Source organism: Pseudonocardia wallangbongensis (assembly GCF_054486945.1).
This window is the reverse complement of the sequence record NZ_JBRERS010000014.1, coordinates 58,519-83,963: the sequence shown is the minus strand read 5'-3', so window position 1 is coordinate 83,963 and position 25,445 is coordinate 58,519. Positions and strand designations below refer to the sequence as shown.

The window sequence follows — 25,445 nt, the reverse complement described above, 5'->3', positions numbered from 1 at the left end:
CCCTACTCGCCGCCGTTGACGACCGCGCCGCCCTGCAGGGCGATCTCCTCGAGGCCCCAGGCCTGCAGGATCCGCAGGTACTCGCCGTCGGCCATGAGCGCGTCGACGGCCCCCTTCACCGCCTGTACGAGCTCCTCGTTCTGCGGGTTCAGCGCGATGCCCCACAGCGTCTCGGTGCCGTCGATCGCGATCGCCTCGACGTTCAGCTGCGGGTCCGCCGCCTTGTAGGCGGCGACCACGTAGTCGGTGATGTTGGCCTGGGCGCGACCGCCGGTCACCTGCAGCAGGGCCTCCTGGTCCCCCGGGAACTTGAGGATGTCCAGGCCCGGCTTGCCGCTCGCGGCGCAGTCGGCGTGGTAGGTCTCGGCGAGCTCCAGCGACGACCCGTTGTCGACCACGGAGACGGTCGTGCCGCACAGGTCGGCCGGTGTCGCGATGCCGGCCGGGTTGCCCCGCTGGGTGATGATGCCGGCGCCCGCCTGGAGGTAGTCGACGAACTTCACGGTGGTCCGCCGCTCGGCGTTGTCGGTCATCGACGACATGAGGATGTCGTAGCGGCCGGTGACGATCCCGGGGATCTGCGCGTTGAAGTCCTCGTCGCTGATGGTGATCCGCACGCCGAGCTTCCGGGCGATCGCCCTGCCGAGGGAAGGGTCGAGACCGATGATCGTCGTCCCGTCGGAGCCGAACATCTCCATCGGTGGGTAGCCGGGGGAGGTCGTCATCTTCAGCCCGTCGGCCCGGATCTCGGCGGGCACCGTGGCCGCGAGCCCCTCGTCCGCGACGATCGCGTTGATCACTTCGGCCGCGCGGTCCTCGGCGGGCGCGGTGTCGAGCTGGACGTCCGCCGGCCCGGCCGGCGCCGGGTCGTCGTCGCCGAGGCTCTGGGCGCCGCACGCGCTCGCGGCGAGGAGCGCCAGTACGGTGGCCACGACGGCCGGAGCGGTGGTGCGCAGGCGCATGTGCTGTTCCTTCTCACGGGGACGGGGTGCCGCTCTTCCTCACTGCCGGGAGGACTCCTGCCAGCGGACCTCGCCGCCGACGACCGTCGTCAGCACCCGGGTTCGCCGCACCGCGTCCGGCGGCTCGGTGAACGGGTCGGTGTCCAGCGCGACGAAGTCGGCGAGCCGGCCGGGCGCGAGGACGCCCTTGCGGCCCTCCTCCCCAGCGGCGAAGGCCGACCCGGTCGTGTACGCGGCGAGCGCCTCACCGATGCCCAGGCACTGCTCCGGCGTCCAGCCGCCGTCGGGGGTGCCGTCCGCGCGGGTGCGGGTCACGGCCGCGAACAGGCCGTGGAAGGGGTTCGGATCCTCCACCGGCGCGTCGGAACCGAACGCGAGACCCGCCCCACAGCTCAGCACGTCCCGCCACGCGTACGAGGCGAGGTCGCGGCCCGCGAGCATCGTCGACGCCAGGTCGATGTCGGTGGTGCAGTGCGTCGGCTGCATCGAGGCGATCACACCGAGCCGCGCGAAGCGGGCGACGTCCCGGGGCCGGACGTGCTGTGCGTGCTCGATCCGGTTCCGGAGACCGCCCGGCACACCGACGGCCGCGTAGGCGTCGAGGACCAGCTGGTTCGCGCGGTCGCCGATCGCGTGCGTCGCCACCGCGATGCCGGCGGTGTTGGCGGTGCGCACGAGACGGACGAGGTCCTCGTACGGGGTGACCGCGATGCCGGCGTTCCCGTCCTGCCCGGCGAAGGGCTCGTTCATGTGGCTGGTGTGCGAGCCGAGTGCGCCGTCGCTGAACAGCTTGACCGGCCCCGTCCGGAACCAGTCGTCGCCCTGCCCGGTGCGGCGCCCTTCGGCGATCGCCGCGTCCAGATGCGCGACGGGGATCGCCTTGTGCACCCGCAGCTTCAGCTCACCGGCCCGGTGGAGGTCGAGGTAGGCGGCGCGGCAGTCCTCGCCGTCGATGTCGTGGACGCTGGTGAGCCCGACGGCGAGCAGCCGCTCCTGCGCCGCCCGCAGCTGCTCGCGCAGGTCCCCCGGCCCGGCGCCGTCCACCTGCGCCTTGAGCGGGTACATCGCCGACTCCCGCAGGATCCCGGTCGGCTCGCCCGCCGCGTCGCGCACGATCTGCCCGCCCACCGGGTCGGGGGTGTCGCGGTCGATCCCGACGAACGCAAGGCCGCGCGAGTTCGTCCACATCGTGTGCCCGTCGACGCTGGACAGCGCCACCGGCCGGTCCGGGCACACCGCATCCAGCGCGTGCCGGTCCGGCTGCACCGGCCGCTCCCAGACGTTGCTGTTCCAGCGGCCGCCGACCACCCACGCCCCCGCGGCGAGGCGGGCGGCGTGCTCGGTGATCCGCGCCAGCGCCTCCTCCAGCGAGCGGGCCGTGCGCAGGTCGACGGCAGAGAGCTGGCGGGCGTAGCTCGCGGTGTGGATGTGCGCGTCGTACGGGCCCGGGATGACGGTCGCGCCCTCGAGGTCGATCAGGTCCGCGCGGCGTCCGACGGCCGCGCGCACCTGCGACTCGGTGCCGGCCGCGAGCACGACGCCCGCCTCGACCGCCAGCGCCTCGACGACGGACGCGCTGCGCGCTGCGGGACGGATGCGGGCGTTGCGGAAGACGCGAACGGTCACCCGACCTCCTCGTTGCGGCCCGCGGTCACTCTCCGCGAGGGTGACCGGGAGCACTGTAAGGAGATCCGAGCAGGTGAAGCACCGAACGGATCACGACGATTCGTGTTCCTCAGGGCAAGCGATCCTGGTGCTCCCCGGCGCAGGTCGATTTCCTGGGCGGGGGCGCTCTCGGAACCGCTTGGAGGGCCTCCAGGCTGCGCATGCCCAGCGCGATGGTGACCCGGCCGCTGGAGTCGTGGGCCCGTCACCCGGCTCCGGCAGGGTGGGGTGCGGGCTGCCCGCGCAGCTCCATGGCCGCGCGCACCCGTGCCTGGGCCATGGCCAGTGCCGCGTCGTGCGTCGTCGTTCGGCGCCTTCGGCTCTCGTCGAGCACTGCGGTCGTGTTCGCCCGCAGCTTCTCCGAGATCATGGCGAAGATCCGCGCGGGGTCCGGGGCGAACGGCGAGCTCCGCGCCGTCATGGAGTGCGCGGCGGCCACGACGCCGCCGGCGTTGGCGATGAAGTCGGGCACGACCGCGATCCCGCGCGCGGCGAGCAGCTCGCGGGCGGCGGGCGTGGTGGGCATGTTGGCGCCCTCGACCACGAGGCGGGCGGTGGTGGCACCGGCCACGTGCTCGTCGATCACATCCTCCCGCGCCGCCGGCACCAGGATGTCGGCTTCGAGGTGGAGCAGCTCGTCGGCCGGCATCGCCACGCCGTACTCGTGCACGCAGGCGTCACCGACCTCCGCGTGCAGCTTCAGCAGCGCCGCCACGTCGAGGCCGTCCCGGTGGTGCACCGCGCCCTGCGCCGTCGAGAGCCCGACGACGACCGCGCCGAGCGCGTCGAGCCTGCGCACTGCGGCGCTGCCGACCGCGCCGAAACCCTGGACCACGACCCGCGCGCCCGCGAGGCACATCCCGATGTCCGCGGCGGCCGCGTCCGTCGCCTCGGCGACCCCGTAGCCGGTGACACCCAGCTCGTCGTAGGGGAGCCCACCGAGGGCTCGCGGGAGGCCGACCGCGGCGGAGCGGTCCCCGAGCTCGTCGGCCATGACCGCGGCGTCGCGCTCGGAAAGACCCATGTCGAGGCCGAACACGTACTCGCGGGGCACCTCGTTGGCCAGCGCCCTGGCGAACGCCCGCAGCACCGCCTCCTTGTCCTCCGCGGTGGGGTCGCCGAGGATCCCGGCCTTCGCCCCGCCGTGGAACAGGTCGACCGCCGCCCACTTCCAGGTCATCGTGCGGGCGAGCCGCGCCACCTCGGTCACCGTGAGCGTCGGGCTCATCCGGGTGCCGCCTTTGCCCATCCCGCGCGCGGTGTTGTCGAGGACCAGCACGCCCTTCATACCGGTGCGGCGGTCCGCGACGCAGACCACCTTCTCCGGCCCCCACCCGTCCATCAGCGAGAAGACATCGGTCGCGGCATCTCGCACTGGGGTTCCCCCTCCGACGTTGCGCCTCGGCCCAGCATCACCGGCCGCGCGGCCGGAGGCCAGGAGGCTCACCCCGACAGGTCCGAGGCCACAGCACCAGCGATGCTGGTGGTGAGCCGCGGCAGCGACGGGCTATCGAGCGAGGTCCAGCGTGGCGGCGACCCGCGTGAGGCAGTCCAGCGCCGGCCGCAGGAGCGGGTTCTGGTTGTGCTCCCGGTACAGCACGAGCACCCGGCGATGCGTGTGGAGGTCCGGAACCGACAGCCGGGTCACGGCATCGCGCGGAGCGGGTGGCATCGCCAGCCCGGGCACCACGGCCACCCCGAGCGCCCTGGCCACCAGGTTCACGATGACCTGGTAGTCGTTGCTGCGGCAGATCACGCGGGGCTCGAACCCGAACCGCGCGGCGAGCCTCGCGAGGGCGTGCGCGCCTGCGGTGTCGGCCCGGGTGCAGATCCACGGCTCGTCGCGCAGGTCACCGAACCCGACCTCGGCGGCGGTGGAGAGCGGGTGCCCGGACGGCACGATGAGGGTGAGGGGCTCGGCGAGCAGCTCCAGCGTGCGGAGGCTGGCCGGCCAGGCCCGGGGTGCCAGGTCGTACTCGAACACCACCGCGGCGTCCAGCGACCCGTCGACGACCCTGTCGAGCACCTCGTCCGGCTCGTCCTCGTCCAGCTGGACCAGGGCGTTCGGGCGCTGGGCGACGACGGCGGCCAGCGCGTCGGGCAGGATCCGGACGCTCGCGGTGGCGAAGGACGCCAGCCGCAGGATGCCGGCGTCGGGACGGACCATGGCCGCCGCTTCGCGCTCCACCGTGGCCAGCGCGCTCAGGACCCCGACGGTGCGCAGGGCGAGCATCTCGGCCACCGGTGTGGCCCGGACGCTCCGCGTCGATCGCTCGAACAGGGGGGCGCCGACGGCCCGTTCCAGCAACACCACGTGCTGCGACACCGCGGAGGCGGTGTAGCCCAGCACCCGCGCGGCCTCGGCGAATGATCCGGTGCGCACGCACTCCTGCAGGGTGCGCAGATGGATGGGGTTGAGCACACGGCACGGTAGCGGGACGGCGGTACCCGTCGTCACCGTACGACGGCTCATGCCCGTCGGTGCGCGGCCATGAGCCGAAGTTTCGGGTGTCCATGGCTGTCTCCACGACCATGGACGCCCGATACCTCGGATCTTGGCTGGGAAGAGCTGTAGTACTACGGCGAAACATCGCCGGAGCGGACCAACGTCCGCAACGGCTACCGACACCGCGAGTTCGACACCCACGAGCGGACCCCGGGACCTCCAGCGCAGGACGTAGCCGGGCGCTGCGGTCCGCGGCGCCCGGCTCGTGGTCGGCCAGGAGGGTGATTACTTGCAGTCCTGCAGTACAGCGTCCTTCTCGTTGGGCCCGCCGCCCTTGAAGTAGGTCTCGGGTACCCACCCGCGACCCGGCTTGCCGTCGGCTTCGGTGAAGGCCCACCAGTTGTTCACGAACTCGCCCAGCTGGTGGCCGGTCACACCCTTCTTCTGGCAGAAGTAGATGTCGTCACCGGCCGCGTTGATGTGGCCGATCTCCTTGGAGTTCGCATCCGGCTTCTCGAAGACCGGGATGCGGCCGGTCGGTGACCAGTCCGGGCAGATCAGCGCCTCAAAACCCGCCCCGGTCGTGACCTTCCCGGCACACGGAAACTCATCGCCGTTCCGGTCGCCACCCTTCTGGCCGTCGTTGTCAGGCAGGGGCCTGGTGACCGTGGCCGGCGAGCCGAGAGCTGTCGGCTGTCCCGCCGCCGCCGTGCTCACCGCGCCGGTCAACCCCACAACCGTCAACACCAGGACCGTGAAGAGGCGGCAAGCGCCGGCGGATCCGCGCGAGCGGCTCGCCGACATGGAGTCGGTGACCGTACCGGGACGGTCGTGGGTCGGCGTCACCGTCGGATCGTCATGTGTCGCGTACTCGTGCATCGGTGCTCCCCCGAGCTATGTGTAGTACTCGTACCTGCTTTGCTCGACACGACCGGGGCCGGAGCCTGGTTCACGATCTCCGCGATATGGCCGGACCATGTCGTGATCTGGCGAGATCGGCCACTCTCATGTGCGAATTGGCCGGTTTTGGTGCCGAGGTGAGCCGGCCCAGTGACACCCGAGGTAGAGGTGGGTGGCTGAGCCGTCCTCGAGGATCTGGGCGGCGACGTCCACGGCGGTGCCGGCCGGGATGGCGAAGTCGAGCGAGGCCGCGCCCGTGGCCGCCTTCCCCCAGTTCGCCCAGAAGTGGCGGCGCTACGCCGCCGTCGGGGGGCTGACCCCCTTTGACGATTCGTCAGGTTCGGTGCGGACTTGACGATAGGTCGAGTCCGCTTTCTGGAGGCCATCTCGGTTGGGGTCGGTGGTCCAGTCGCTGAGGTCGGTCGGTGGTCTGGAGCATCAGGCCGGCTTGCGGCCCCATGCGGTGATCATCGGTGCGAGCATGAGGTCCAGGCCGCCGTGCGCGAGGTTCGCGAGATGCGTCTCGATCTCCTCGGGCGTCGCCAGTTCCGCGGCCAGTAGCTGGTCGCGGACGTGCTGGACCGTGGCCGCCTCCAGGACCGCGCACGCGCGTGCCGCGATGGGGAAGTAGGCCTCGGCGCCGACGTCCGTCAGGTCCGACTCACGCAGCAGCCGGGGCAGCGTGCGACCGTATGCGAGGTCCGCACCGCGCTCGGCCATCAGCGTTCGCATCCGGGTGCGCAGCCGGTTCGCCAGCGCTTCGGCGGGACCGCGTTCGTCCGGGCAGGCGAGTGGCTGCAGGGCGGGGTCCCCGTCCTCGATCACCAGCCATCCGCCCGGCCGGAGCGCATCGATCATGACCCGCATCGCGGCCGCGCGATCCTTCAGGTGGACCAGGACCAGCCGGGCGTGGACCAGGTCGAACGTCTCCGCCGGCGGTGGGTCGCGGATCACGTCGTGCCGGCGTACCTCGAGCGCGCCACCGGCCGCGGGCTCGGCCCACGACACGTCGATGTCCGTGGCCAGCACCCGGCCGCTGGTCCCCACGCGCTCCGCCAGGCCGCGCGGCACCGAGACGCCGCCGGCACCGACCTCCCAGCATCGCCATCCTTCACCGAGGCCCAGGTCGTCGAGGTGACGAAAGGTCCACGGGTCGAACATCTCGGCGAGCGCGGCGAACCGTTCGCCGGCCTCCGGGCGACGGTTGTCGAGTAGATAGCGGTTCACCGCACCAGCATGGCCCGGTCAACGTCGTGCAGGTAGCAGGCGTCGATGAACGTCATCGAGCTGCCCGCTGCGCACGAAGCGGTCGCACAGGTCCTGGATGGTGGCGGGCAGAGGCACGCGTCCTGGCATGCGGCTCCACGAACCGTGCCGCTCGGGGCGAGGCGTGAGCTCCGTCAACCAGCCGACTCCGCGGCCGTCGGCGCGCGCACCGGCGGGCCGGCCTACCGGCCGACCTCTCCGTCGATCTGCTCGCGCAGGATGTCGGCGTGGCCTGCGTGGCGAGCCGTCTCGCTGATCAAGTGCTGCATGATCCACCGCGCCGTGGCGCATGCCCGACCATTGGCCGGTCCGTCGATGACCTGACCGAGATCGGTCCAGCCGGCGATGATCGTGTCGGACTCCCGCGCAGCACGCCGGTAGCCGGCAACCAGGTCCACGACGGTCTCGTTCGCGTCGAGCAGCGACAACGCTTCCCACTCTTCGATCGTGACCCCGCCGAACCAGAGCCGCTCCGAGGCGGTCAGGTGCTTGATCAGCCAGGCGAGGCTGGTTCCCGAGGGCACGCCGGCGCGGTGCGCGACCGAATCGGGCAAGTCGACCACCTTTCTGATGATCGCCTCGCGCTCGTAGCCGAGGAACTCGGCGAGGACGGGCGAGCCGTACCGACCGCGACGCAAACGTTCACGCTGCCAGCCCGTCGCGAGGTCGACGCGGCACTGGCCGCTCCCCGGTCAAGTGATGGCACGTCCAGGCTGTGAGGGCCGCAGGTTCAGATCCTGTCGTCCCGATGGCACAGACGGGCGGTTCCCTTCGGCGGGGGCCACCCGTCGGCGTTCTTGCCTGTGGAAACGGGCTGTATGGCGATCTCGAGTGCAATCGCTGTTGATCTCGCGGCTTGGCCTGACAGGCCCTGGTTCATGCCGAACTGGAGCAGGCTGGAGCATGGCGTCAGGCGGCGATCAGCACGGGCTGGTCTCCGGGGAGAAGCAGCTGCGGGACCTGCGCGAAGCGCCACCCGTCCCCGACGCGGACGAGCACCCAGACCATGTCGTAGCGGTCTGCCGGCCAGTGCCGCGGCGGGGCCGGGGTGATCTCGCCCGTGATCTCCTCGAGGTTGTGGACGATCTTGCTCAGGGACTTGTGGTGCCAGGACACGAGGGTGGCGCCGGGGCGGTCGACGAGCTCCGCGGCGAGTTGCGCCTCCTGGCCCGGTTCGTAGCGGTCGTCCACCTCGAGTCCGAGCTGCCTCGCCAGCGGCTCGACCGTCTCGATCGAGCGCCTGCTGCGGCCGTGCCGCGCCGCGGCGGCGTAGACGGCCTCGGGGCGCCACAGGCCCGTCGGCGGCCCGCCGCGCATCGGGGCGAAGAGCTCGACCAGCGCCCCGGCCCGCTGCCAGCCGTCGACGGTCAGGGAGCGCTTGTCCTGCCGCCCGGACGGGCTGATGCCCGACCGGGGTCCGGTGGGCAGCGGCTTCTCCGCATGTCGAATGATCATGATGACCTGCTGGCGGTCCGAAGGTTCGAGCGGCTGATGGGGGACCGGCGTCAGCGCACGGTCCACCGGGCGCCAGTGGCTCGGCGCGATGTCGACGGCTGTCATGATCATCGATCTCCAAGCGCTTCAGGCCACGATCTCCCACAGCCCGAACAGCACGATCATCGCGGCGGCGACGAGGCAGATCGCGCCGACGGCCGTGCCGGATCGGGCGGAGAACGTGGTCACGTGCTGTCCTGACGTCGGGGCCGGTGCGCCGTGGGCACCGCGTGCCGACAGACCCACGATGGCCAGGGAGATCAGCCCGACGACGGCGATGGTCGCGCCGAACGAGACGAGCTGGACGATGAGCAGCGATCCCCAGTGGATCATTGGACTGGATCCTCCTCGGTTACGCGACCGCTCGCGCGGGCGCGGCGACAGCCGGCCGGACGGGCTGTTCGTCGTTGACGGTGGTGGCGGTGACCGGCCTGCGCCGGGCGAGCCAGTAGATGCCGGCGGCCAGGACGACGAGGACGACTCCGACCACGACGGTTCCGGCAGCGCCCCTGGAGGCCGTCCAGGCGGCCACCGCCCCGAGGGTGGCGGCGGCGGGCAGGGTCAGCAGCCAGCCGACGAGCATCTCGGCGGCCACGCCCCAGCGCACGGTGCTCCAGCGGCGGCCCGCCGCGCTGCCGAGCACGGATCCGGTGGTGATCTGCGTGGTCGACAGGGCGAAGCCCAGGTTCGCGGCGCTGAGGATGACAGCGGTGCTCGCGGTCTCGGCCACGAACCCCTGGGTGCTCTCGATGTTGCTGATCCGGTGGCCGAGGGTCCGGATGATCCGCCATCCCCCTATCGCGGTACCCGTCGCGATGGCCAGCCCGCACAGCAGGATCACCCAGAGCGGGGGAGCGGAGTGCGCCGGCAGCAGGCCGACGGTGATCAGCGTCAGGGTGATCACGCCCATGGTCTTCTGCGCGTCGTTCGTCCCGTGCGCCAGCGCGACCATCGACGCCGACACGACCTGCGCGTTCCGGAAGCCGCGGGTCGTCGTGCGCCGGTCGCCGCGCGCGGCGATGCGGTATGCCAACCGCGTGGCGGCCAGCGCCACCACCCCGGCGACGATCGGCGAGAGCGCCAGCGGCACCAGCACCATGCCCACCACGGTGGAGAAGTGGACGGCGCCGGATCCGGCGAACACCCAGGTGGCGCCGATCAGGCCGCCGAGCAGGGCGTGCGACGAGCTCGACGGGAGCCCGAGCAGCCAGGTCAGCAGATTCCACAGGATCGCCCCGACCAGCCCTCCGAAGATCACCTGCGGGGTGATGAGGGCCTCGTCGACCAGGCCGCTGGAGATCGTCAGGGCCACCTGCACGGACAGGAACGCCCCGACCAGGTTCAACCCTCCGGCCAGCAGCACCGCGACCCTGGGGCGCAGGGCCCCGGTGGCGATGGAGGTCGCCATCGCGTTGGCCGTGTCGTGGAAACCATTGGTGAAGTCGAACAGCAGCGCGGTCAGGATGACCGCGATCACCAACACGGACATGTCGTCACTCCGATGCCTGGGTCATTCGTGCTGTCCGACGGGTCAGCGGCAGCCGTCGACGGGCTGGCTCCGCCTTCGTGACAGGTCCATCGCAAAGCACCACAGCAACGTAGCGGTTATACCTACCCTGAGCTCATGCCTGTGACGTAAGAGTCAGCACCTGCCACAGAAGGTAGGGTGTAGGTGCAACTTTGGAGGTGTCCGATGCGCGCAGACGCAGCCCGCAACCTCGACGCGGTTCTCCAGGCCGGAGCCAGGCTCCTGGCCGAGGATCCCGGAACGAGCGTCTCCGCCATCGCGGCGGTCGCCGGCGTGGACCGGCGAACCGTGTACCGACGGTTCCCCAACCGGGATGCCCTGCTCTGCGGGGTGTTCCAGGCCAAGCTGGACGCGCTCGACGACGTCATCGGTCAGAGCCGGCTCACGGAGGCGCCGGTCGCCGTGGCCCTGCACAAGCTCGTCGAGGGTGTCGTCGCGGTGAACCGCAGCTACCCGGTGGGCAACGACCAGATGAGCTGCTCGTCGAGCGTCTTCGGGAAGCACCTCGAGCAGCGTGGGCAGGTCGAGAACTTCCTGCGGCGAGCCGCTGCCGAGGGGCTGATCCGGACCGACCTGCCGGATGGCATGGCGTTCGGCCTCCTGCACAGCGTCGTGAGCCTGGTTGCCCTTCAGTTCCCCGAGCTGGAGTGCGGCCGGGCCGCCGACCTCGCCGTCGAGATCCTGCTCGACGGCATCGGCTCCGGCTGATCTGCCCGCGAGCCGCTTGGCACATACTGACTCGAACGTCACACCTGTGCGGACCAGCTTCCTCTAAGCGCTACGTTGTTGTGGTGCTTGATAGACGAGCTGCTACATCAGCGACGGGGGGATGGCCGCTCGGCGCGGTTGTCCGTCTCGCGCGCAGCAGCGGCGGGAGCGGCGCCGTTCGACACGGTCGAACCTGCACGCTGTGGATGACGTTGGGAGTCGAGCGGTGAACATCAGCCTTCTGATCAGCCAGGCCGTGGCGAACTACTCCGGCTTCCTGATCGACCTCGTGATCGACCTCGTGGCCATCATGCTGATGGCCTACGTGCTGTACTTCCGCCGCCACTGGCGTGCGGACCTGTTGCTGTCCTACGTGACGCTCAACATCGGCATCTTCGTCGTGATGTCGCTCCTGAGCACCGTCCGGGTGGACATCGCCGTGGGCTTCGGGCTCTTCGCGATCCTGTCGATCATCCGGTTGCGGTCCAGCGCGGTGACCCAGCAGGAGGTCGCCTACTACTTCGTCGCGCTCGTGATGGGCCTGGTCAACGGGATGGACGTGGCCGACCGCGCGCTGGTCATCATGCTCAACGTCCTGCTGCTGGTGACCATGGCCGTCTTCGACAGCAAGCTGCTGCGCGACCGGTCCCGCCGCCTGGATGTCCAGCTGAAGAAGGTGTACGACAGCGACGCGGAACTCGTGGCCGACCTGGAGCGCGAGCTGGGCGGACGCGTCATGTACCACGAGGTCACCGAGCTCGACCTCGGGCGGCGGCACACGAGCGTCGACGTGCGGTACCGGCCCGGAGGCGGCGTCAGCCGGCAGCGGCTGCAGGAGCAGGGACCGCAGGAGCAGACGCCGCAGGAGCAGGGACGACACGAGATGGTCGCCTCGGAGCCGATCGGACCCCGTGACCTTCCCGCCCGGCCGGTGGAGCAGGTGGAGGCCCTCGTCTCCGTCGGTGCTCCCGGCAGTGGCGAGAACCGGTCCGACCGGGTGGAGTGAGGGTGACGAGAACGGGGGTGGGTCCGATGAGGTCCATGGCATCCGTGACGTCGAGGTCACGATCGGGTCGGTCGGTGCGGCGAGTTCTCGTGGGTGTCGTCGCGGTGGCGCTGTCGGCCGTGCTGGCCGCCTGCGCCGCCGGCCCGCAGTCGAAGCCCACGGCTTCGCCCAGCCAGGGGCCGTCGGACACCGCGGCGCCGGGCACCGTGGTGATGGTGATCAGGCACGGTGAGAAGCCGGAGGGCTCGCAACCCGGCATCGACGCACAGGGAAACGAGGACGACAGCTCGCTGACCGCTGTCGGCTGGCAACGTGCGGAGCTGCTTGCGGATCTCCTCGATCCGCAGTCGGGGGAGCCCCGGGCGGGGCTCGCCCGCCCGGCGGCGATCTACGCGGCCGGGGCGAACGACGACGGTGAGGGCGCACGCACTCGCGAGACGGTCGCGCCGCTCGCCGAGCGGCTCGGACTCGCGGTGAACACGGGCTACGGCAAGGGCGACGAGGAGAAGCTCGTCGACCAGGTGACTTCGGAGCCGGGACCCACGCTGATCTGCTGGGCGCACGGAGAACTGCCCGCCATCGCCGACGCCTTCCCCAACGTGACGCCCACGCCGCCGAAGGACTGGCCGGACGACCGGTTCGACGTGGTCTGGACGTTCACCAAGACGGCCGACGGCTGGCGTTTCGCCCAGGTCCCCGAGCTCGTGCTGCCGCGGGACGAGGCCGACGTCATCGACGACTAGTGTCCGGCGGGGGACGCTGGTACTCACTACGGCCGGACTTCGTGACCTGTCATCGCTGTCGAGCTGCTTCGGGCGGCGCCACCATTTCCGCCCGGTGGTGACCGGCCGTGGTTGCAGTCCTCGTCCCGCTGCCCCGATTCCCGGTGATCAGCGAACCCGGGACATGACGCGCAAATCTGCACCTCATGTCCCGTTCCTGCTGATCACTGGCTCGGTGAGCCCACTGCGGACTGCGCCGCCATCACGATCTACCGCCGCATTGCTGGGGCGTGTGGCGGCACCGTCACTCGTGGTTGCGTCGTCAGGCTCGGCTTGCCGGCGCGATGATCATCGCGGGCGCCTCCGGGATGATCCGACGCCCGATGGTCCGTGGCCTGACAGCTGCGCCGCGCCGTTCAGCAACCTGATGAGCTCGATCGTCAGGACTGTGATCGCGGCGGTGAAACCCAGTCCGCACAGTGCGATCGTCAGGTCTTCCCACATGATCGGATCTCCTCCAGGAACCGTTGACCTATCGCGGAGCGAGGGACCGCTGGTCGATCACTTATATCGTATCGCGATACTTGTCACTGTACTCCGATGGGCTGGTCGGTGTGGGGCCTTGGGGCAGCGTGCTCGCCGGGCGCCCTGAGGCGTGTGCACCGATCGGCCGGCGCGCGATGGGGGCGGGCCGGGAAGGGACGGCAGGATGCCTATTTCCCCGCCGCGGTGAAGAGGTCCCCGGTGTAGTACTGCGACGGCTCCACCCGCCCCGGGAGCTTGCCGGCGCCGACGAAGTAGTCGTTCATGCCGGCCAGCCACGCCGCGATCGTGCCGTCCGCGGTCAGCCGGTCGAGGTCGGCGACCGACAGGATCTGCACGTTCCCCGCGTCGGCCTCGACCTGGGCGGCCTCGATGCCCAGCATCGAGGCTGTCGCCTCGATCGTGGCGTCGAGGTGGTCGGTGCGGTACTGCATGGCTTCGCGCAGTGCGGCGAGCACGCGGTCGACCTTCTCGGGCTCGTTCGCGACGACGTCGTTCCCTGCGACGAACGCGGTCGGGAAGGCGACGGTGTCCGCGAAGTCGGCGTTCTGGGCGAGCTCCACGAGATCCGGGACCTGCTGCTTGACCGTCGCGAGCGCCGGATACCAGAAGCCGGCGGCGTCGACCTGCTTGGAGGAGAGCGCCGCGACGATCGCCGCCGGCTCCATCGGGACGCGCTCGATGTCCTCTTTCGTCATCCCGGCTGCATCGAGCGCGAGGGTCAGGATCATGTCGCCCGACGTGCCTTCCGGCACCGCGACGGTCCGGCCGCGCAGATCCTGCATGCTCGTGATCCCCGGCTGGGCGACCACTCGATCCGCTTCGCCGAGCGTGTTCATCGCAACGACCTTCGCCTGCCCGGACGCCGGCAGCCACATGGCGCCGGGCCCGATGTAGCCGAAGTCGAGGTCGCCCGTGCCGAGCGCCTGGATCTGCAGCGGACCGTTGGTGAAGACCTTCGGCGTGACGTCGAGACCGTGCTTCTCCCAGATGCCCTCCTGCTCGGCGACCGCGAGCAGGCTGGTGCCGTTGAAGTCACCGATGTAACCGAAGGTGACCTCGATCGTCCCGCCGTCCTCACCGCTCCCGCCGCCGGCGCAGCCGGTGAGTGCGAGGGCGAGGGTTGATGCCGCGACGACGCCGAGCATCCTCTTCCTGAGGTTCATCGCCCGTCCTTGGGGATCGAGTCGGATTCCTGGTGGTAGACCGCGTGCCAGACGCGGTTGCGCAGCTCGGCGAAGGCCGGGCTGAGCCGCACCTGCTCGGTGCGCGGGTACGGCAGGTCGACGTCGATGACGTCGAAGACGCGGCCGGGACGCGCCGCCATCACGACCACGCGGTTCCCGAGGAACACGGCCTCGTCGACGTCGTGGGTGATGAACACGACGGTGCGCTTCTCCTGGCTCCACGTCGTGAGGAGCTGTTCCTGCAGCTTGACCCGGGTGAGGGCGTCGAGCGCCCCGAAGGGCTCGTCCATCAGCAGGATCGACGGGTTCACCGCGTAGGCGCGCGCGATCGCGCACCGCTGCTTCATGCCGCCCGACAGCATCTTGGGCAGGGCGTCGGAGAACTGTTCGAGCCCGACCATCCGGATGAAGTACTCGGCGCGCTCACGGCGCTCGGTCCTGCCGACCTTCGCGGTCCGGAGGCCGAACTCGACGTTCTGGCGGACCGTCAGCCACGGGAACAGCGCGTACTGCTGGAAGATCACCCCGCGCTCCGGCCCGGGGCCGGCGACCGGCGTGCCGTCAACGAGCGCTTCACCCGCCGTCGGCTCCTCGAGCCCGGCGAGGATGTTCATCAGGGTGCTCTTGCCGCATCCGGAGGGCCCGACGGCGGTGACGAACTCGTTGTCGGCGATGTCGAGCGAGATGCCGTCGAGCGCCACGAAATCCTCGGTGCCCAGGGCGAAGGTCTTCCTGACGTCCCGCAACACGATCTTGGCCGCTGCGGTGTCCGTGGTCGTGGTCATCGGCGCTCCTGCCATCCGGTGAGGCGGGTCTCGGCGACGAGCAGCAGGCGGTCCATGACCAGGCCGAGCACGCCGATCACCGCGATGCCGACGAAGATCGTGGGGAGGTCGTAGTAGATCTGCGCGGCTTGCATCCGGTACCCGATGCCCTGCTGCGCGGCGAGCAGCTCGGCCGCCACGAGGGTGGCCCATGAGGAGCCGAGCCCCACGCGCATCCCGACGAGGATGAAGGGCGTCGAGGCCGGGACGACCACCCGCAGGAAGATCGTGCCGTCCTTCGCGCCGAGCACCCGGGCCGCGTTGAGCAGCGTGCGGTCGACGCTCACCACGCCCTGGAACGTCGAGATGACGCAGGCGAGGAACGCGGCGAGGAAGATCACGAAGATCTTGGGCAGCTCGCCGATGCCCATCAGCACGAGGACGAGCGGCAACAGCGCGAGCGGCGGGATCGTGCGGAAGAACTGGATCCACGGCTCGCACAACCCGCGGCCGACCGGGTACCACCCCATCAGGAACCCGACCGGGATCGCCGCGGCCGAACCGAGCAGGAAGCCGGCGAGCACGCGCCCGAGGCTCGCCATGATGTCGGCCTGCAGGATGCCCTGCCCGAGCAGCGCCGCCGCCTTCGTCACGACCTCGGGAGGCGTCGGCAGCTGCAGCCCGGTACCCGAGAGCACCCACCAGATCGCAATGCCTGCGGTGATCGACACCGCGTTGAGCAGCAGGATGCCGGTGCGCCTGCCGAGACGCCTGGCGCGCGGGCCGCCGGCGCCTCGGTCGGCGCCCGCCACGTTGCGCTCGCTCACGACGGTCATGGCGACGTCCTCTCGGGCCGGGTTGCGGTCATCGGGTCGAGCTCCTCGCCGTGGTGGGCTGGCGGATCGCTTCGGTCCCGGCCGGGTAGGCGGCCAGGAGCGGGGACTGGCGGAAGAGCGCGGCGATCGCGCCGACGGCGCCCGCGAAGTCGGTGCGCTCGGACGCCTTCACCGACGGCATGGCCTCGTCGACGGACGAGAGCTCGTAGCGCAGGGTCGCCGCGATGTGCTCCACGATCGCGGGGGCGACGCGGGTGATCTCGCCGCCGATGACGATGCTCGCCGGGTTCACAGCCATGGCCGCGGCGCCGAGCGCGCGCCCGACCGCGCCCCCGGCCGCGCGGAGGACCTCGTCGACGACCGGCTGGGAACGCGCGACCTCGCGGCCGAGATCGTCGAGGGTGTCGACGTCGACGCCGCGCGCGCGGATCTCGGCGAGGATCGCGGGCACCGAGGCGACGGTTTCGACGCATCCGTGCTTGCCGCAGCGGCACCGGCGGCCGCCTGGCACGGCGGTGACGTGCCCGAACTCCCCGGCCAGCCCGGCCGCGCCGGTCACGAGCCGACCGCCGACGACGAGCCCGCCGCCGACGCCGTCGGACAGGCGCACGTAGAGCAGGTCCTGCACCGCGGCGCCGCTCGCGCTGATCGCCTCGGCGAGTGCGGCGAACCGGGTGTTGTTGTCGACGATCACCCGCGCGCCGAACCGGTCGGCGAACACCGCGTCGATGCCGCGCGCGGACTCCGCCCGGCCCCAGCTCTCCCGCGGCCCGACGCGCGGCGTGGTCGGGTACGGACCGATCACGCCGATGCCGATGCCCTGCAGCGCGCCAAGGTGCAGGCCGCCGCCGGCCGTGACGCGCTCGATGAGGGCGAAGGCCGCACCGAGCCGTTCGTCCCACGTGGACGGGTCGCCGTAGGCCTCGGAGTCCGCGGCGATGACGTCGTGGGAGGCGTCGGCGACCGCGATCTGCACACGCCGGTGTCCGAAGTCGATGCCCAGGTACTGCCCGGAAGCGGGGTCCAGCGCGAGCCGCTCGGCGGGCCGGCCGCTGCCCTCCCGTGATGCGGCATCGGTGTCGACGATGACGATCGCGCTGTGGGCGAGCAGGGTGCCGGTGATCTCGGAGATCGTGGTGCGGGACAGCCCGACCAGGTCGGCGATCTCGCCGCGGCTCAGCACACCGTGTTCCCGCAGGACCCCGAGGACGCGTTCCTCGTGGGTCCGGCGGACCAGGCCGTGCACTCCGGCGTGCTTCATCGGGCCATGATGCGAAGCCGCAATTTTTACATCAACAGTCCGGCAGAAAGAAGCGGGGAATTCTTCGGCACCTGAGCAGAACCATGCCGCCGCGACGGGGTGCGCCACGTGGTGCACGGGGTGGCGGCACAGTGCCGCAGGTAATCGGGCAGCGCGGGCACCTCGACGGGATAGCTGACCTCCCACTGGGTCTCCTGCGGCCAGTTGGCCCCCTGCAGGCGGCGGATCTCGGCCAGGGGCGTTGTCAGGTGACTGACTGCGGCATCGGGGTCTGGTCCCTACCAGCGGGGAGGCGTGTCGGTGACGATGCCGACGCAGCGCTCGGTCATGCGGATCTGGTCGCCGATGAACTGCTCCCGCAGCTCCGCGGGCGCGTCACCGAGGCGGGCCGCACCCCGGATGATGGAGTCGCCCAGCATCACCACCAGGCGTTCCGGTGCCGTACAGGGATCGATCGTGCCCCGGGGCAGCCCGGACAGGTAGTTGGCGTAGCGGCGGTTCATCCGGAGCCGGAGCGTGGTCCAGATGGCGCCGACGGCAGGGTCGACCCCCGCCCGGCTGTCGATCAGCGCCACGAGCGACCCGTGCGCGAAGACGGCCTCGGCGAAGGCGCGGGTGGTCGTTCGGAGCACGGTGAGCGGGGGGAAGGACTCGATGCCGTCCATCAGCTGGGTGGCCTCGAGCCGGGCGCAGACCTGTTCGGCGACGGCGACGAACGCCTCGTCCTTCGATCGCAGGTAGGCGTAGAAGGTGGGCCGTGACGTCCGGGCCCGTTCCGCGATCAGCTCAACGGTGGTCGCCGAGTAGCCCAGCTCGTCGAAGCATGCGGCCGCCGCGGCCAGGAGTTCGCCGCGCCGGGCACCTGTCGAGTCCCGGCGGCCGGCGCGGGCGCGCTCCTGGGCCTCGCTCGTCGTCATGCGGTGGCGCGTCCGGGAACGGCGGTGGGATCGTTGCGGACCTCGGCCGGGTTCGTCTCCTTGAGGAAGTACGCGCTGGCCAGCGTGATCGCGGCCATGGCGATCAGGTAGACCGCAACGCCGGTGGTGGACCGTGTCTCCGCGATGATCGCCGTCATGATCAGCGGGGTGAAGCCACTGATCGCGACCGCTGCGAGCTGGTACGCCAGCGACGCACCCGAGTACCGGACCCGGGGCTCGAACAGCTCACCCATGAACGCGGCCAGCGGACCGTAGGTGAGCGCCTGACCGGTGCTGCTGACCAGCATCGCCACGAACAGCAGCGGGCCGCTCGTCGTCTCGGCCAGCCAGAAGAACGGGAAGGCCCACAGCATCAGAAGGCCGGCGCCGACGAGGATCAACGGCCGCCTGCCCAGCCGGTCGGACGTCCTGCCCGCCCACATGATCACCAGCGGCATGAGCAGGGACGTCGCCATGATGGCGGCGAGGATGACGTCTCGGTCCATCCCGAGACCGCCGCTCTCCCGCGGCAGGCTGCCGTAGCTGACGAACCCGGCGATCCCGACGTAGAACGCCGAGTTGGTGGCCGCCAGCAGGCCCGCGCCCAGCAGGATGCGCCGCCAATGGCTGCGGACGGCCTCGGCCAGCGGGGCCTGTGCGCCGGCCCCGGTCTCGGCGTGCTTCTGATCGACCTCGGCCTTGAGGGTCTTGAACTCGGGGGTGTCCTCGACCTTGGTGTGGATGTAGAGCACGACCGGGAACAGGATGATCGAGAACCAGAACGGCACCCGCCAGCCCCAGCTGACGAAGGTGCCGGCGGGCAGCAGTGTGCTCGCCCCGATCATCATGAGGTTGCCGAGCAGCAGCCCCAGCGGCACGCCCATCTGGCCGAACGTGCCGGCGAAGCCCCGTCGCTTCGGCCCGACCGACTCGGTGAGCAGCAGGACGATGCCGCCCCACTGGGCGCCGCACGCGAGGCCCTGAAGGAAGCGCAGGGTCACCAGCAGGATCGGCGCGGCGGCGATGCCGATCGTCTCCGCGGAGGGCAGGCAGCCGATCGCGAAGGTGGCGGCGCCCATCAGGAGCAGGGACAGCACGACCATCGGTTTGCGCCCGAGCTTGTCGCCGTAGTGCCCGGCGAGGATGCCGCCCAGCGGCCGGGCGATGAAGCCCACGGCGAACGTGCTGAACGCGAGCAGGGTCGCGGTGAGCGGGGTCAGCGCGGGGAAGAACACGGTGGGGAAGACGAGGGCGGCGGCCGTGCCGTAGACGAAGAAGTCGTACCACTCGATCGAACTGCCGATCAGGCCCGAGGCCAGGAGTTTGCGGCGGGCTCGGCGCAGCTCGGGAGTCTCGGTCACCTCGGGTACGGGTGCGTTCATGCGATGTCCTCTCGTGACATGCGCCACGGCGTCGTTGCCGCGCGCCAGCGTCGTTGACGGGAACGTCAATGTCAACGGGCGCACGGAAGGGCACCCGCGAGTCCGACCGCGGAGCGTTCTCACTACTTCTCGCGGTCGTGAAGCGACGCGGGTCTTGCGGTGTGAGCATACGATCATGCCTATGACGCAAGGCGATGATGGACTGGACAGCCTCGTGCGCACACGCATCCGGGCGCTACGGGTGGCGCAGGGCTGGTCGCTGGAGGAGCTGGCCACCCGTGCGCATCTGAGCCCGTCGTCGCTCAGCCGGATCGAGACCGGCCGGCGCCGGCTCGCCCTGGACCAGCTCGTCGACCTCGCCCGAGCCCTGGACACCTCGCTCGACCAGCTCGTCGAGGCCGACACCGACGACGTGATCGCCAACCCGATGATCGACGGAACCCACGGGGCGCTGCGCTGGCCCATCAAGGCGCAGCCGGGCATGACCGTCGCGCGCCAGCGCATGACCGACCCGCCGCCGGACGACCCCTCGCGCCTGCGCGCCCACACGGGCCGCGAGTGGCTCGTGGTCCTCTCCGGCACCGCCGTGCTGATGCTGGGCGACCGCCGCTTGCGCGTGGAGACCAACCAGGCCGCCGAGTTCCCAACCATGCTGCCGCACGCGATCGGTGCAGCGGGGGGACCGTGCGAGATCCTCGGCATCTTCGACCGCGACGCCCGCCGCGGGCACGAGGCCGACAAGGGAGGTCCGCGGCAGGTGAGCGCGCCCCGAGGCCGGTTGCCCGGCTAGCGGGTCCGGCGCCCATCTTCTTGCCAATCGGGCAAGAGGCCGCCCGTTATGCGCAGGACGGCCATACCGTGGGCTCCATGATCCACGCAGCCCACGACCACGACGTCCACGGTCAGTCGGAGATCCTCGACCTCGACGCGGAAGTGCTCGCCGAGCACACCGAATCCGTCATCGCATGGCTGCCCGTCCGGGCGAGTCCGCGCCAGATCGTGGACCTGGGCTGCGGGACCGGTGCCGGAACCTTCGCCCTGCTCAGCCACTTCCCCGAGGCGCACGTCACCGCCGTCGACGCTGCCGTCGAGCACCTGCACCGCCTGCGCGAGAAGGCCGGCCGGAACGGGGTGGCCGACCGCGTGCGCACCGCCCACGCCGATCTCGACGCGACGTGGCCGGATCTCGGCGAGCCCGACCTGGTGTGGGCCTCGGCCTCCCTGCACCACATGGCCGATCCGGACCGCGTACTGCGTCGGATCCACGACACCCTCGTCCCCGGCGGGCTGTTCGCGCTGGTCGAGCTCGCCGGCTTCCCCCGGTTCCTCCCCGACGACGCTCCGGCCGACCGGCCCGGCCTGGAGGGACGCCTCCACACGGCGAGCGACCGCCGGCACGCCGAGCACCTCCGGCACCGCGGCGCCGACTGGGGCCCCGGGCTCACCGCCGCCGGCTTCGCCCGCGAAGCCGAGCGCACGATCACCGTGGACATCGACCGGTCCCGCTCGGAAACGGTCGCCCGCTACGCGCTCGAGAGCCTGCGGCGCATGCGTGCCGCCACGGCCGACGCGCTCCCGGCCGGCGACCTCGCCGCGCTGGACCGGCTGCTCGACACCGACGGTCCGCACTGCATCCTGCGCCGCGACGACCTCGCGGTGCGCACCGAACGAAGGGTGTGGGCGGCCCGACGAGGCGACGTCCGGGAGTGAGGCGGCCGCAGGCCTGGGCGAGCTGCGCGAGGTCAGGTCGTGATGGCACGGGAGGACATGTCGACGACCGTCCGTTCCTCGACCTCGTCGAGGTGCACGGCGGAGGCGTCGCGCGCCGCCACCGGGTCACCGGGCTTGATCGAGCCTGCCGTGGGCCTCCACCGACAGGTGCTGCCAGTCGGCCCAGGTCTTGAGGCGGTCGGCGTAGACCTGCTGGAGCATCGGGTAGAAGCCCTGGCCGAAGAGAACTCGCAGTGGTGGGTTGTCGGAGTCGACGATCTCGAGGAGTGCCTGCGCCGCGGCGGCCGGGTCGCCGGCGGGCTGCTTTCCCGCGAATCCCGCGAGGCGCCGGCGTAGGCCGGGTTGGCTTCGGCCACGTGGCCGTTGGCGAGGGGATCGGGGTTCTTGCCGGACCTGGTGGCGAAGCCGGCGGGCGCGACCACCGTCACCGTGATGCCGAAGTCGGCGACCTCTTGGGCCAGGGATTCGTTCAGCGCTTCCAAGGCCCACTTGGAGATCTGGTAGGCGCCGCCGAGCGGCATTGCGAGGAGCCCGGCGGCCGAGGAGATCTGGATGATGTGACCCGCGCCTCGCTCGCGCAGGTAGGGCAGTGCTTTCTGGATCACCCACATCGCGCCGATCGCCCACCGCGCCCGCCGGCACGTCGATGCCCGCCACCCTCGCGAGGTGGTCTCCTCCAGCCAGGCCCGTGCAGCTCTGGAGTCGTTCCAGCGCGCGTTCGAAACCGGGGACCTGGAGGGCCTCCTCGACGTGCTCGCACCCGAGGTCGTCCTGATCAGCGACGGCGGCGGCGTCGAGCAGGCCGTGCCGCGCCCGATCAACGGCGCCGACAGGGTCGCCCGATCCATCTTCGGTGGCCTCGGCAAGGCGCAGGTCGCGCTCACCAGTATCCGGACGAATGCGCGATCCGCCGCGCGCTGAGCGGAAACATCTGCCGTTGCACCGGATACGTCAGCGCGGTCCGAGCCGTCCGAGCTGCAGCGCGGGCACGTCGCGGAGGGTGATCCGTCGTGCATTCGTGCTGTCACAGGTTCCGGTCGTGCGGCGTCTCATGGCGAATCCATCGAGACGGGGAGCCACGATGACGACCATCAGCGAGACCGCACCTCGGGTCGCGGTCCTGGGCGCGGGGTACGCCGGCGTCACCGCAGCCAAACTGATCGCCGGGAAGAGCGACGCGGCCGTCACCTTGATCAACGACGACGGTCGGTTCCGGGAGCGGATGCGCAACCACCAGCTCGCCACCGGCCAGTGGTTGCGCGACCTGCCATTGCGCGATCTCGTGAAGCGCACCGGAATCCGGCTGGTGATCGACCGCGTGAGCCGTGTCGACCTCGACGGGCGGCAGGTCGAACTGGCGAGCGGGGTCGCGCCGGTCGGCTACGACACGTTGGTCTACGCGCTGGGCAGCCATGCCGACCTGGACGCGGTTCCCGGCGCGGCCGCGCACGCCACGGCCGTTGCCACCGCTGAGCACGCTCAGCGGGTGCGCGTCCGGGTGAGCGGCGCCGGCACGATCGCGGTCGTCGGGGGCGGGCTGACCGGAATCGAGGTGGTCACCGAACTGGCCGAGACGTATCCGGACCGCACGGTGCGCCTGGTCACCAGGGGGACACCGGGCACGATGCTGAACGAACGTGGGCGGCAGCACCTTTCCCGGACCTTCGATCGCCTGGGCATCGAGGTGGTGCCGGAAGCCGCGGTGGCCGAGGTCGCCCGGGACGGTCTGCTGCTGGCGAACGGCGACCACATCGACGCCGACGCGGTGGTGTGGACCACCGGGTTCGCGGTTCCGACGCTGGCGCGGGAGGCCGGGCTGGACGTCGACGACCGCGGCCGCATCCTCGTCGACCCGACGCTGCGCTCCGTGTCGCACCCGGAGGTCTACGGCGTGGGGGACGCGGCCGCCGCCCGGGACGAGGGCGGGCAGGAACTGCGCATGGGCTGCGGGCCCGGGGGCATCGCCGGGGTGATCGGCGCCCTCGCGATCGCGGACCGGCTGGCCGATCGCACCCCCAGGCCGCTGCGCTACTACGACCAGGCCTGGCACATCAGCCTCGGCCGCCGGGACGGCGTCGTGCAGCTCGGCCCGGACGAGGGCAGCCGCGTCCTCACCGGTCGCCTGGCTGCATTCGTCAAGGAGCGGGTCGCGCTCCGCGGCGCTGTGTGGGGACTCCGCCACCCCACCGTCTCCGTCCTCGGCGCCGAGCGGTTCTGACCGGCTCAACGGCAGGGCACAAGGCCCACGCCCGCGGGCGCCACCGAACGAGCGCAGCATGGGCCTGATCGGGAGACAGGAGGCGCGGTTGAGCGCCCGCGGCATCGGGACGGGCAGTAGCGGTTGGGGAAGGTGGAAGCCGGCATCCAGACCGGCTGCATCGGTGCCGGGACTGCCGGCACGCCCACGGCTTCGGCGATCCGGTGACCGGGCACGCCCGGTGGGTGGACGACGATGTCGGCCCCGTCCGGTGCCGCCGCGACCATGTCGGCGAACACACGGTTCCCCGGTGCCTGGCGGATGGATCATCACCGACTTCCGGCCTGCGGAGCCGCTCCCACCGCATCTGTCCGTCCATACGGGGATCAGTCACAACCTCCCGGGGGAGTCGATGCGCGTCAGGTCGGGCCAGCGCCATACGATCACCGGCATGGCCGCCGCGAAGCACCCGCGGTCGCGGCTCATGGCCCTCTCGCTGGCGTTCCTCGCGGCGAGCTGCGCGGTCCTTCCCGGAGCCGGCGTGTCGGCGAGCGGCGGCGTCGCCCCGGACGAGCTCGTGGTGAGCGCGGACGGCCGGTACCTCAGCCACGCCGACGGCCGTCCGTTCCTGTGGGTCGGCGACACCGCGTGGGGCATCTTCGGCCGGCTCACCCGACCCGAGATCACCGAGTACCTGACGGCACGGGCCCAGCAGGGCTTCACCGTGATCCAGATGGTGACGGTCTTCCCGACGTGGGACGGGGTCAACGCGGACGGTGTCGACATCGGGGAGCTGGGCGAACCGAACCCCGAGTACTTCGAGCTCGTCGACCACGCGATCGACGAGACCTTGCGGCTCGGCATGTACCCGGCGGTGTGGCCGGTCTGGTCGCGCGACCAGCACGACCTGATCGACACGGACGACGCGGAGGCATACGGCACGTTCCTCGGCGCGCGCTATGCGGACAAGCCCGTGATCTGGGTGTTCGGCGGCGACGACACCGACCAGCGCCCCGAGGTGTGGCGGCGGATGGCCAGGGGGGTCGCGATCGGTGAGACGGGCAGCGAGGACTACGGCGCGTCGCTCATGACCTACCACCCGGCGGGCCAGGAATCCTCGTCCCAGTCCTTCGAGGACGACGAGTGGCTGGACTTCGACATGGTGCAGACCGGTCATGACTCGAGGCAGCGCAAGCCGTACGAGATGATCACTGACGACCACGGCCGGACACCCGTGAAACCCGTCCTCGACGCCGAGTCGATGTACGAGAAGCACGCCGACGGCTGGGACGACCCCGACCGGATCGCGAGCTCGCAGCTGGTGCGCAACTACATGTACTGGGCGATGTTCGCTGGAGCGTTCGGCCACACCTACGGGCACTGGTACATCTGGCCGTTCGTGGACACCGACCACATCCACCCGTACTCCGACATCGCGCAGCTGCGGGGCGACTGGCGGGCCGACTACCTGCATGACGAGGTGGCCGAGCAGGTCCGCTGGTTCCGCGCGCTGATGGAGTCGCGGCCCTTCCAGACCGGGGTGCCCGCCCAGGACGCCGTCGTCGACGCCGGCGACGGGCTCTCGCGCGTGCAGGCGACGAGGGCGAACGACGGCGCGTACCTCATGGCGTACACGCCGGGCGGGGAGTCGTTCACCGCGGACCTCACGGCCCTGTCGGGCGACGCGGTGAACGCGTGGTGGTACGACCCGCGCACCGGGACCGCCACGCCGATCCCGGACGTGGCGAGCGGCACCCGCACGTTCGAACCCCCGAGCGACGAGGACTGGGTGCTGGTGGCCGACGACGCCGCCCGCGGCTTCGGCCCGCCCGGGCGATAGCCCCGATGTGATCCACAACGAAGTCACGCGCCGCCGAAGCTGTGAACTTCTCAGTAACGCGGGCCCCGCTCCCGTGATACCCAATGGTCA

At 71.1% G+C, this 25,445-nt stretch carries 26 protein-coding genes; 9 read left to right on the top strand and 17 right to left on the bottom strand.

Going from position 1 to position 25,445, the window contains the following annotated elements; all coding sequences use genetic code 11:
• Nucleotides 1–2: 2 nt before the first annotated feature.
• The 10 genes from ACU436_RS35455 to ACU436_RS35410 all read right to left on the bottom strand — a co-directional run bounded on the left by ACU436_RS35455 (nt 3) and on the right by ACU436_RS35410 (nt 10,222).
• Nucleotides 3–962 (bottom strand): ABC transporter substrate-binding protein, encoded by a 960-nt coding sequence (locus tag ACU436_RS35455; RefSeq protein ID WP_459031452.1) that lies wholly within the window; start codon nt 960–962, stop codon nt 3–5.
• Nucleotides 963–1,001: 39 nt separating this feature from the next.
• Complete coding sequence (locus ACU436_RS35450; protein ID WP_459031451.1) at nt 1,002–2,588, bottom strand: amidohydrolase; 1,587 nt, start codon at nt 2,586–2,588, stop codon at nt 1,002–1,004.
• Between the two features lie 244 nt (nt 2,589–2,832).
• Nucleotides 2,833–4,002, bottom strand: a complete 1,170-nt coding sequence (locus tag ACU436_RS35445) for a Glu/Leu/Phe/Val family dehydrogenase (RefSeq protein WP_459031450.1) — start codon at nt 4,000–4,002, stop codon at nt 2,833–2,835.
• A gap of 132 nt (nt 4,003–4,134) precedes the next feature.
• Nucleotides 4,135–5,049 (bottom strand): LysR family transcriptional regulator, encoded by a 915-nt coding sequence (locus tag ACU436_RS35440; protein ID WP_459031449.1) that lies wholly within the window; start codon nt 5,047–5,049, stop codon nt 4,135–4,137.
• A gap of 309 nt (nt 5,050–5,358) precedes the next feature.
• A complete protein-coding gene (locus tag ACU436_RS35435) occupies nt 5,359–5,952 on the bottom strand; it encodes a hypothetical protein (protein WP_459031448.1) in 594 nt (197 codons plus the stop codon).
• 459 nt (nt 5,953–6,411) lie between these two features.
• Nucleotides 6,412–7,200 carry a class I SAM-dependent methyltransferase gene (locus ACU436_RS35430; protein WP_459031447.1) on the bottom strand — a complete coding sequence of 263 codons (789 nt, stop codon included), beginning with the start codon at nt 7,198–7,200 and terminating at the stop codon, nt 6,412–6,414.
• 221 nt (nt 7,201–7,421) lie between these two features.
• Complete coding sequence (locus ACU436_RS35425; RefSeq protein ID WP_459031446.1) at nt 7,422–7,877, bottom strand: DinB family protein; 456 nt, start codon at nt 7,875–7,877, stop codon at nt 7,422–7,424.
• A gap of 271 nt (nt 7,878–8,148) precedes the next feature.
• Nucleotides 8,149–8,799: a hypothetical protein gene (locus tag ACU436_RS35420; protein ID WP_459031445.1), complete on the bottom strand. Its 651-nt coding sequence runs from the start codon at nt 8,797–8,799 to the stop codon at nt 8,149–8,151.
• A gap of 21 nt (nt 8,800–8,820) precedes the next feature.
• Nucleotides 8,821–9,066, bottom strand: coding sequence for a hypothetical protein (locus ACU436_RS35415; RefSeq protein ID WP_459031444.1), 246 nt, complete (start codon nt 9,064–9,066; stop codon nt 8,821–8,823).
• 19 nt (nt 9,067–9,085) lie between these two features.
• Entirely contained in the window at nt 9,086–10,222 is a 1,137-nt protein-coding gene (locus tag ACU436_RS35410; RefSeq protein WP_459031443.1) for an inorganic phosphate transporter, read from the bottom strand.
• Nucleotides 10,223–10,426: 204 nt separating this feature from the next.
• Between ACU436_RS35410 and ACU436_RS35405 the strand changes: the two genes are divergently transcribed.
• The 3 genes from ACU436_RS35405 to ACU436_RS35395 all read left to right on the top strand — a co-directional run bounded on the left by ACU436_RS35405 (nt 10,427) and on the right by ACU436_RS35395 (nt 12,718).
• On the top strand, nt 10,427–10,969 hold the full coding sequence (locus ACU436_RS35405; RefSeq protein WP_459031442.1) for a TetR/AcrR family transcriptional regulator: 543 nt from the start codon (nt 10,427–10,429) through the stop codon (nt 10,967–10,969).
• 226 nt (nt 10,970–11,195) lie between these two features.
• On the top strand, nt 11,196–11,975 hold the full coding sequence (locus ACU436_RS35400) for a DUF4956 domain-containing protein (protein WP_459031441.1): 780 nt from the start codon (nt 11,196–11,198) through the stop codon (nt 11,973–11,975).
• A 74-nt stretch (nt 11,976–12,049) separates the two neighbouring features.
• A complete protein-coding gene (locus tag ACU436_RS35395) occupies nt 12,050–12,718 on the top strand; it encodes a histidine phosphatase family protein (protein WP_459031440.1) in 669 nt (222 codons plus the stop codon).
• A gap of 692 nt (nt 12,719–13,410) precedes the next feature.
• Here the strand turns inward: ACU436_RS35395 and ACU436_RS35390 are convergent.
• The 6 genes from ACU436_RS35390 to ACU436_RS35365 all read right to left on the bottom strand — a co-directional run bounded on the left by ACU436_RS35390 (nt 13,411) and on the right by ACU436_RS35365 (nt 19,587).
• Nucleotides 13,411–14,406 carry an aliphatic sulfonate ABC transporter substrate-binding protein gene (locus ACU436_RS35390; RefSeq protein WP_459031439.1) on the bottom strand — a complete coding sequence of 332 codons (996 nt, stop codon included), beginning with the start codon at nt 14,404–14,406 and terminating at the stop codon, nt 13,411–13,413.
• Nucleotides 14,403–15,212, bottom strand: coding sequence for an ABC transporter ATP-binding protein (locus tag ACU436_RS35385; protein ID WP_459031438.1), 810 nt, complete (start codon nt 15,210–15,212; stop codon nt 14,403–14,405). Before ACU436_RS35385 ends, ACU436_RS35390 begins: the two co-directional genes overlap by 4 nt.
• Complete coding sequence (locus ACU436_RS35380) at nt 15,209–16,027, bottom strand: ABC transporter permease (RefSeq protein ID WP_459031437.1); 819 nt, start codon at nt 16,025–16,027, stop codon at nt 15,209–15,211. The genes ACU436_RS35385 and ACU436_RS35380 overlap by 4 nt, the downstream gene beginning before the upstream one ends.
• Nucleotides 16,028–16,055: 28 nt before the next feature.
• A complete protein-coding gene (locus ACU436_RS35375; RefSeq protein WP_459031436.1) occupies nt 16,056–17,288 on the bottom strand; it encodes an ROK family protein in 1,233 nt (410 codons plus the stop codon).
• A gap of 278 nt (nt 17,289–17,566) precedes the next feature.
• Nucleotides 17,567–18,205, bottom strand: coding sequence for a TetR/AcrR family transcriptional regulator (locus tag ACU436_RS35370; protein WP_459031435.1), 639 nt, complete (start codon nt 18,203–18,205; stop codon nt 17,567–17,569).
• On the bottom strand, nt 18,202–19,587 hold the full coding sequence (locus ACU436_RS35365) for an MFS transporter (protein WP_459031434.1): 1,386 nt from the start codon (nt 19,585–19,587) through the stop codon (nt 18,202–18,204). The genes ACU436_RS35370 and ACU436_RS35365 overlap by 4 nt, the downstream gene beginning before the upstream one ends.
• A gap of 181 nt (nt 19,588–19,768) precedes the next feature.
• Here ACU436_RS35365 and ACU436_RS35360 point away from each other — a divergent pair, with 181 nt between their 5' ends.
• The gene (locus tag ACU436_RS35360; RefSeq protein ID WP_459031433.1) at nt 19,769–20,377 is read left to right on the top strand and encodes a helix-turn-helix domain-containing protein; all 609 of its coding nucleotides are present in this window, start codon (nt 19,769–19,771) and stop codon (nt 20,375–20,377) included.
• A gap of 77 nt (nt 20,378–20,454) precedes the next feature.
• Nucleotides 20,455–21,297 (top strand): class I SAM-dependent methyltransferase, encoded by an 843-nt coding sequence (locus ACU436_RS35355; protein WP_459031432.1) that lies wholly within the window; start codon nt 20,455–20,457, stop codon nt 21,295–21,297.
• A 32-nt stretch (nt 21,298–21,329) separates the two neighbouring features.
• On the opposite strand, the gene ACU436_RS35350 is transcribed toward ACU436_RS35355, so the two are convergent.
• On the bottom strand, nt 21,330–21,929 hold the full coding sequence (locus ACU436_RS35350; RefSeq protein WP_459031431.1) for an SDR family NAD(P)-dependent oxidoreductase: 600 nt from the start codon (nt 21,927–21,929) through the stop codon (nt 21,330–21,332).
• Between the two features lie 55 nt (nt 21,930–21,984).
• Between ACU436_RS35350 and ACU436_RS35345 the strand changes: the two genes are divergently transcribed.
• From ACU436_RS35345 to ACU436_RS35330, 4 genes are all read left to right on the top strand, one after another.
• Nucleotides 21,985–22,239, top strand: coding sequence for a hypothetical protein (locus ACU436_RS35345; RefSeq protein ID WP_459031553.1), 255 nt, complete (start codon nt 21,985–21,987; stop codon nt 22,237–22,239).
• Entirely contained in the window at nt 22,224–22,322 is a 99-nt protein-coding gene (locus tag ACU436_RS35340) for a 2Fe-2S iron-sulfur cluster-binding protein (RefSeq protein WP_459031550.1), read from the top strand. Before ACU436_RS35345 ends, ACU436_RS35340 begins: the two co-directional genes overlap by 16 nt.
• Before the next feature lie 77 nt (nt 22,323–22,399).
• Nucleotides 22,400–23,536, top strand: a complete 1,137-nt coding sequence (locus tag ACU436_RS35335; RefSeq protein WP_459031430.1) for an NAD(P)/FAD-dependent oxidoreductase — start codon at nt 22,400–22,402, stop codon at nt 23,534–23,536.
• A 430-nt stretch (nt 23,537–23,966) separates the two neighbouring features.
• Entirely contained in the window at nt 23,967–25,355 is a 1,389-nt protein-coding gene (locus ACU436_RS35330) for a glycoside hydrolase family 140 protein (RefSeq protein WP_459031429.1), read from the top strand.
• The last annotated feature ends 90 nt before the right edge of the window (nt 25,356–25,445 follow it).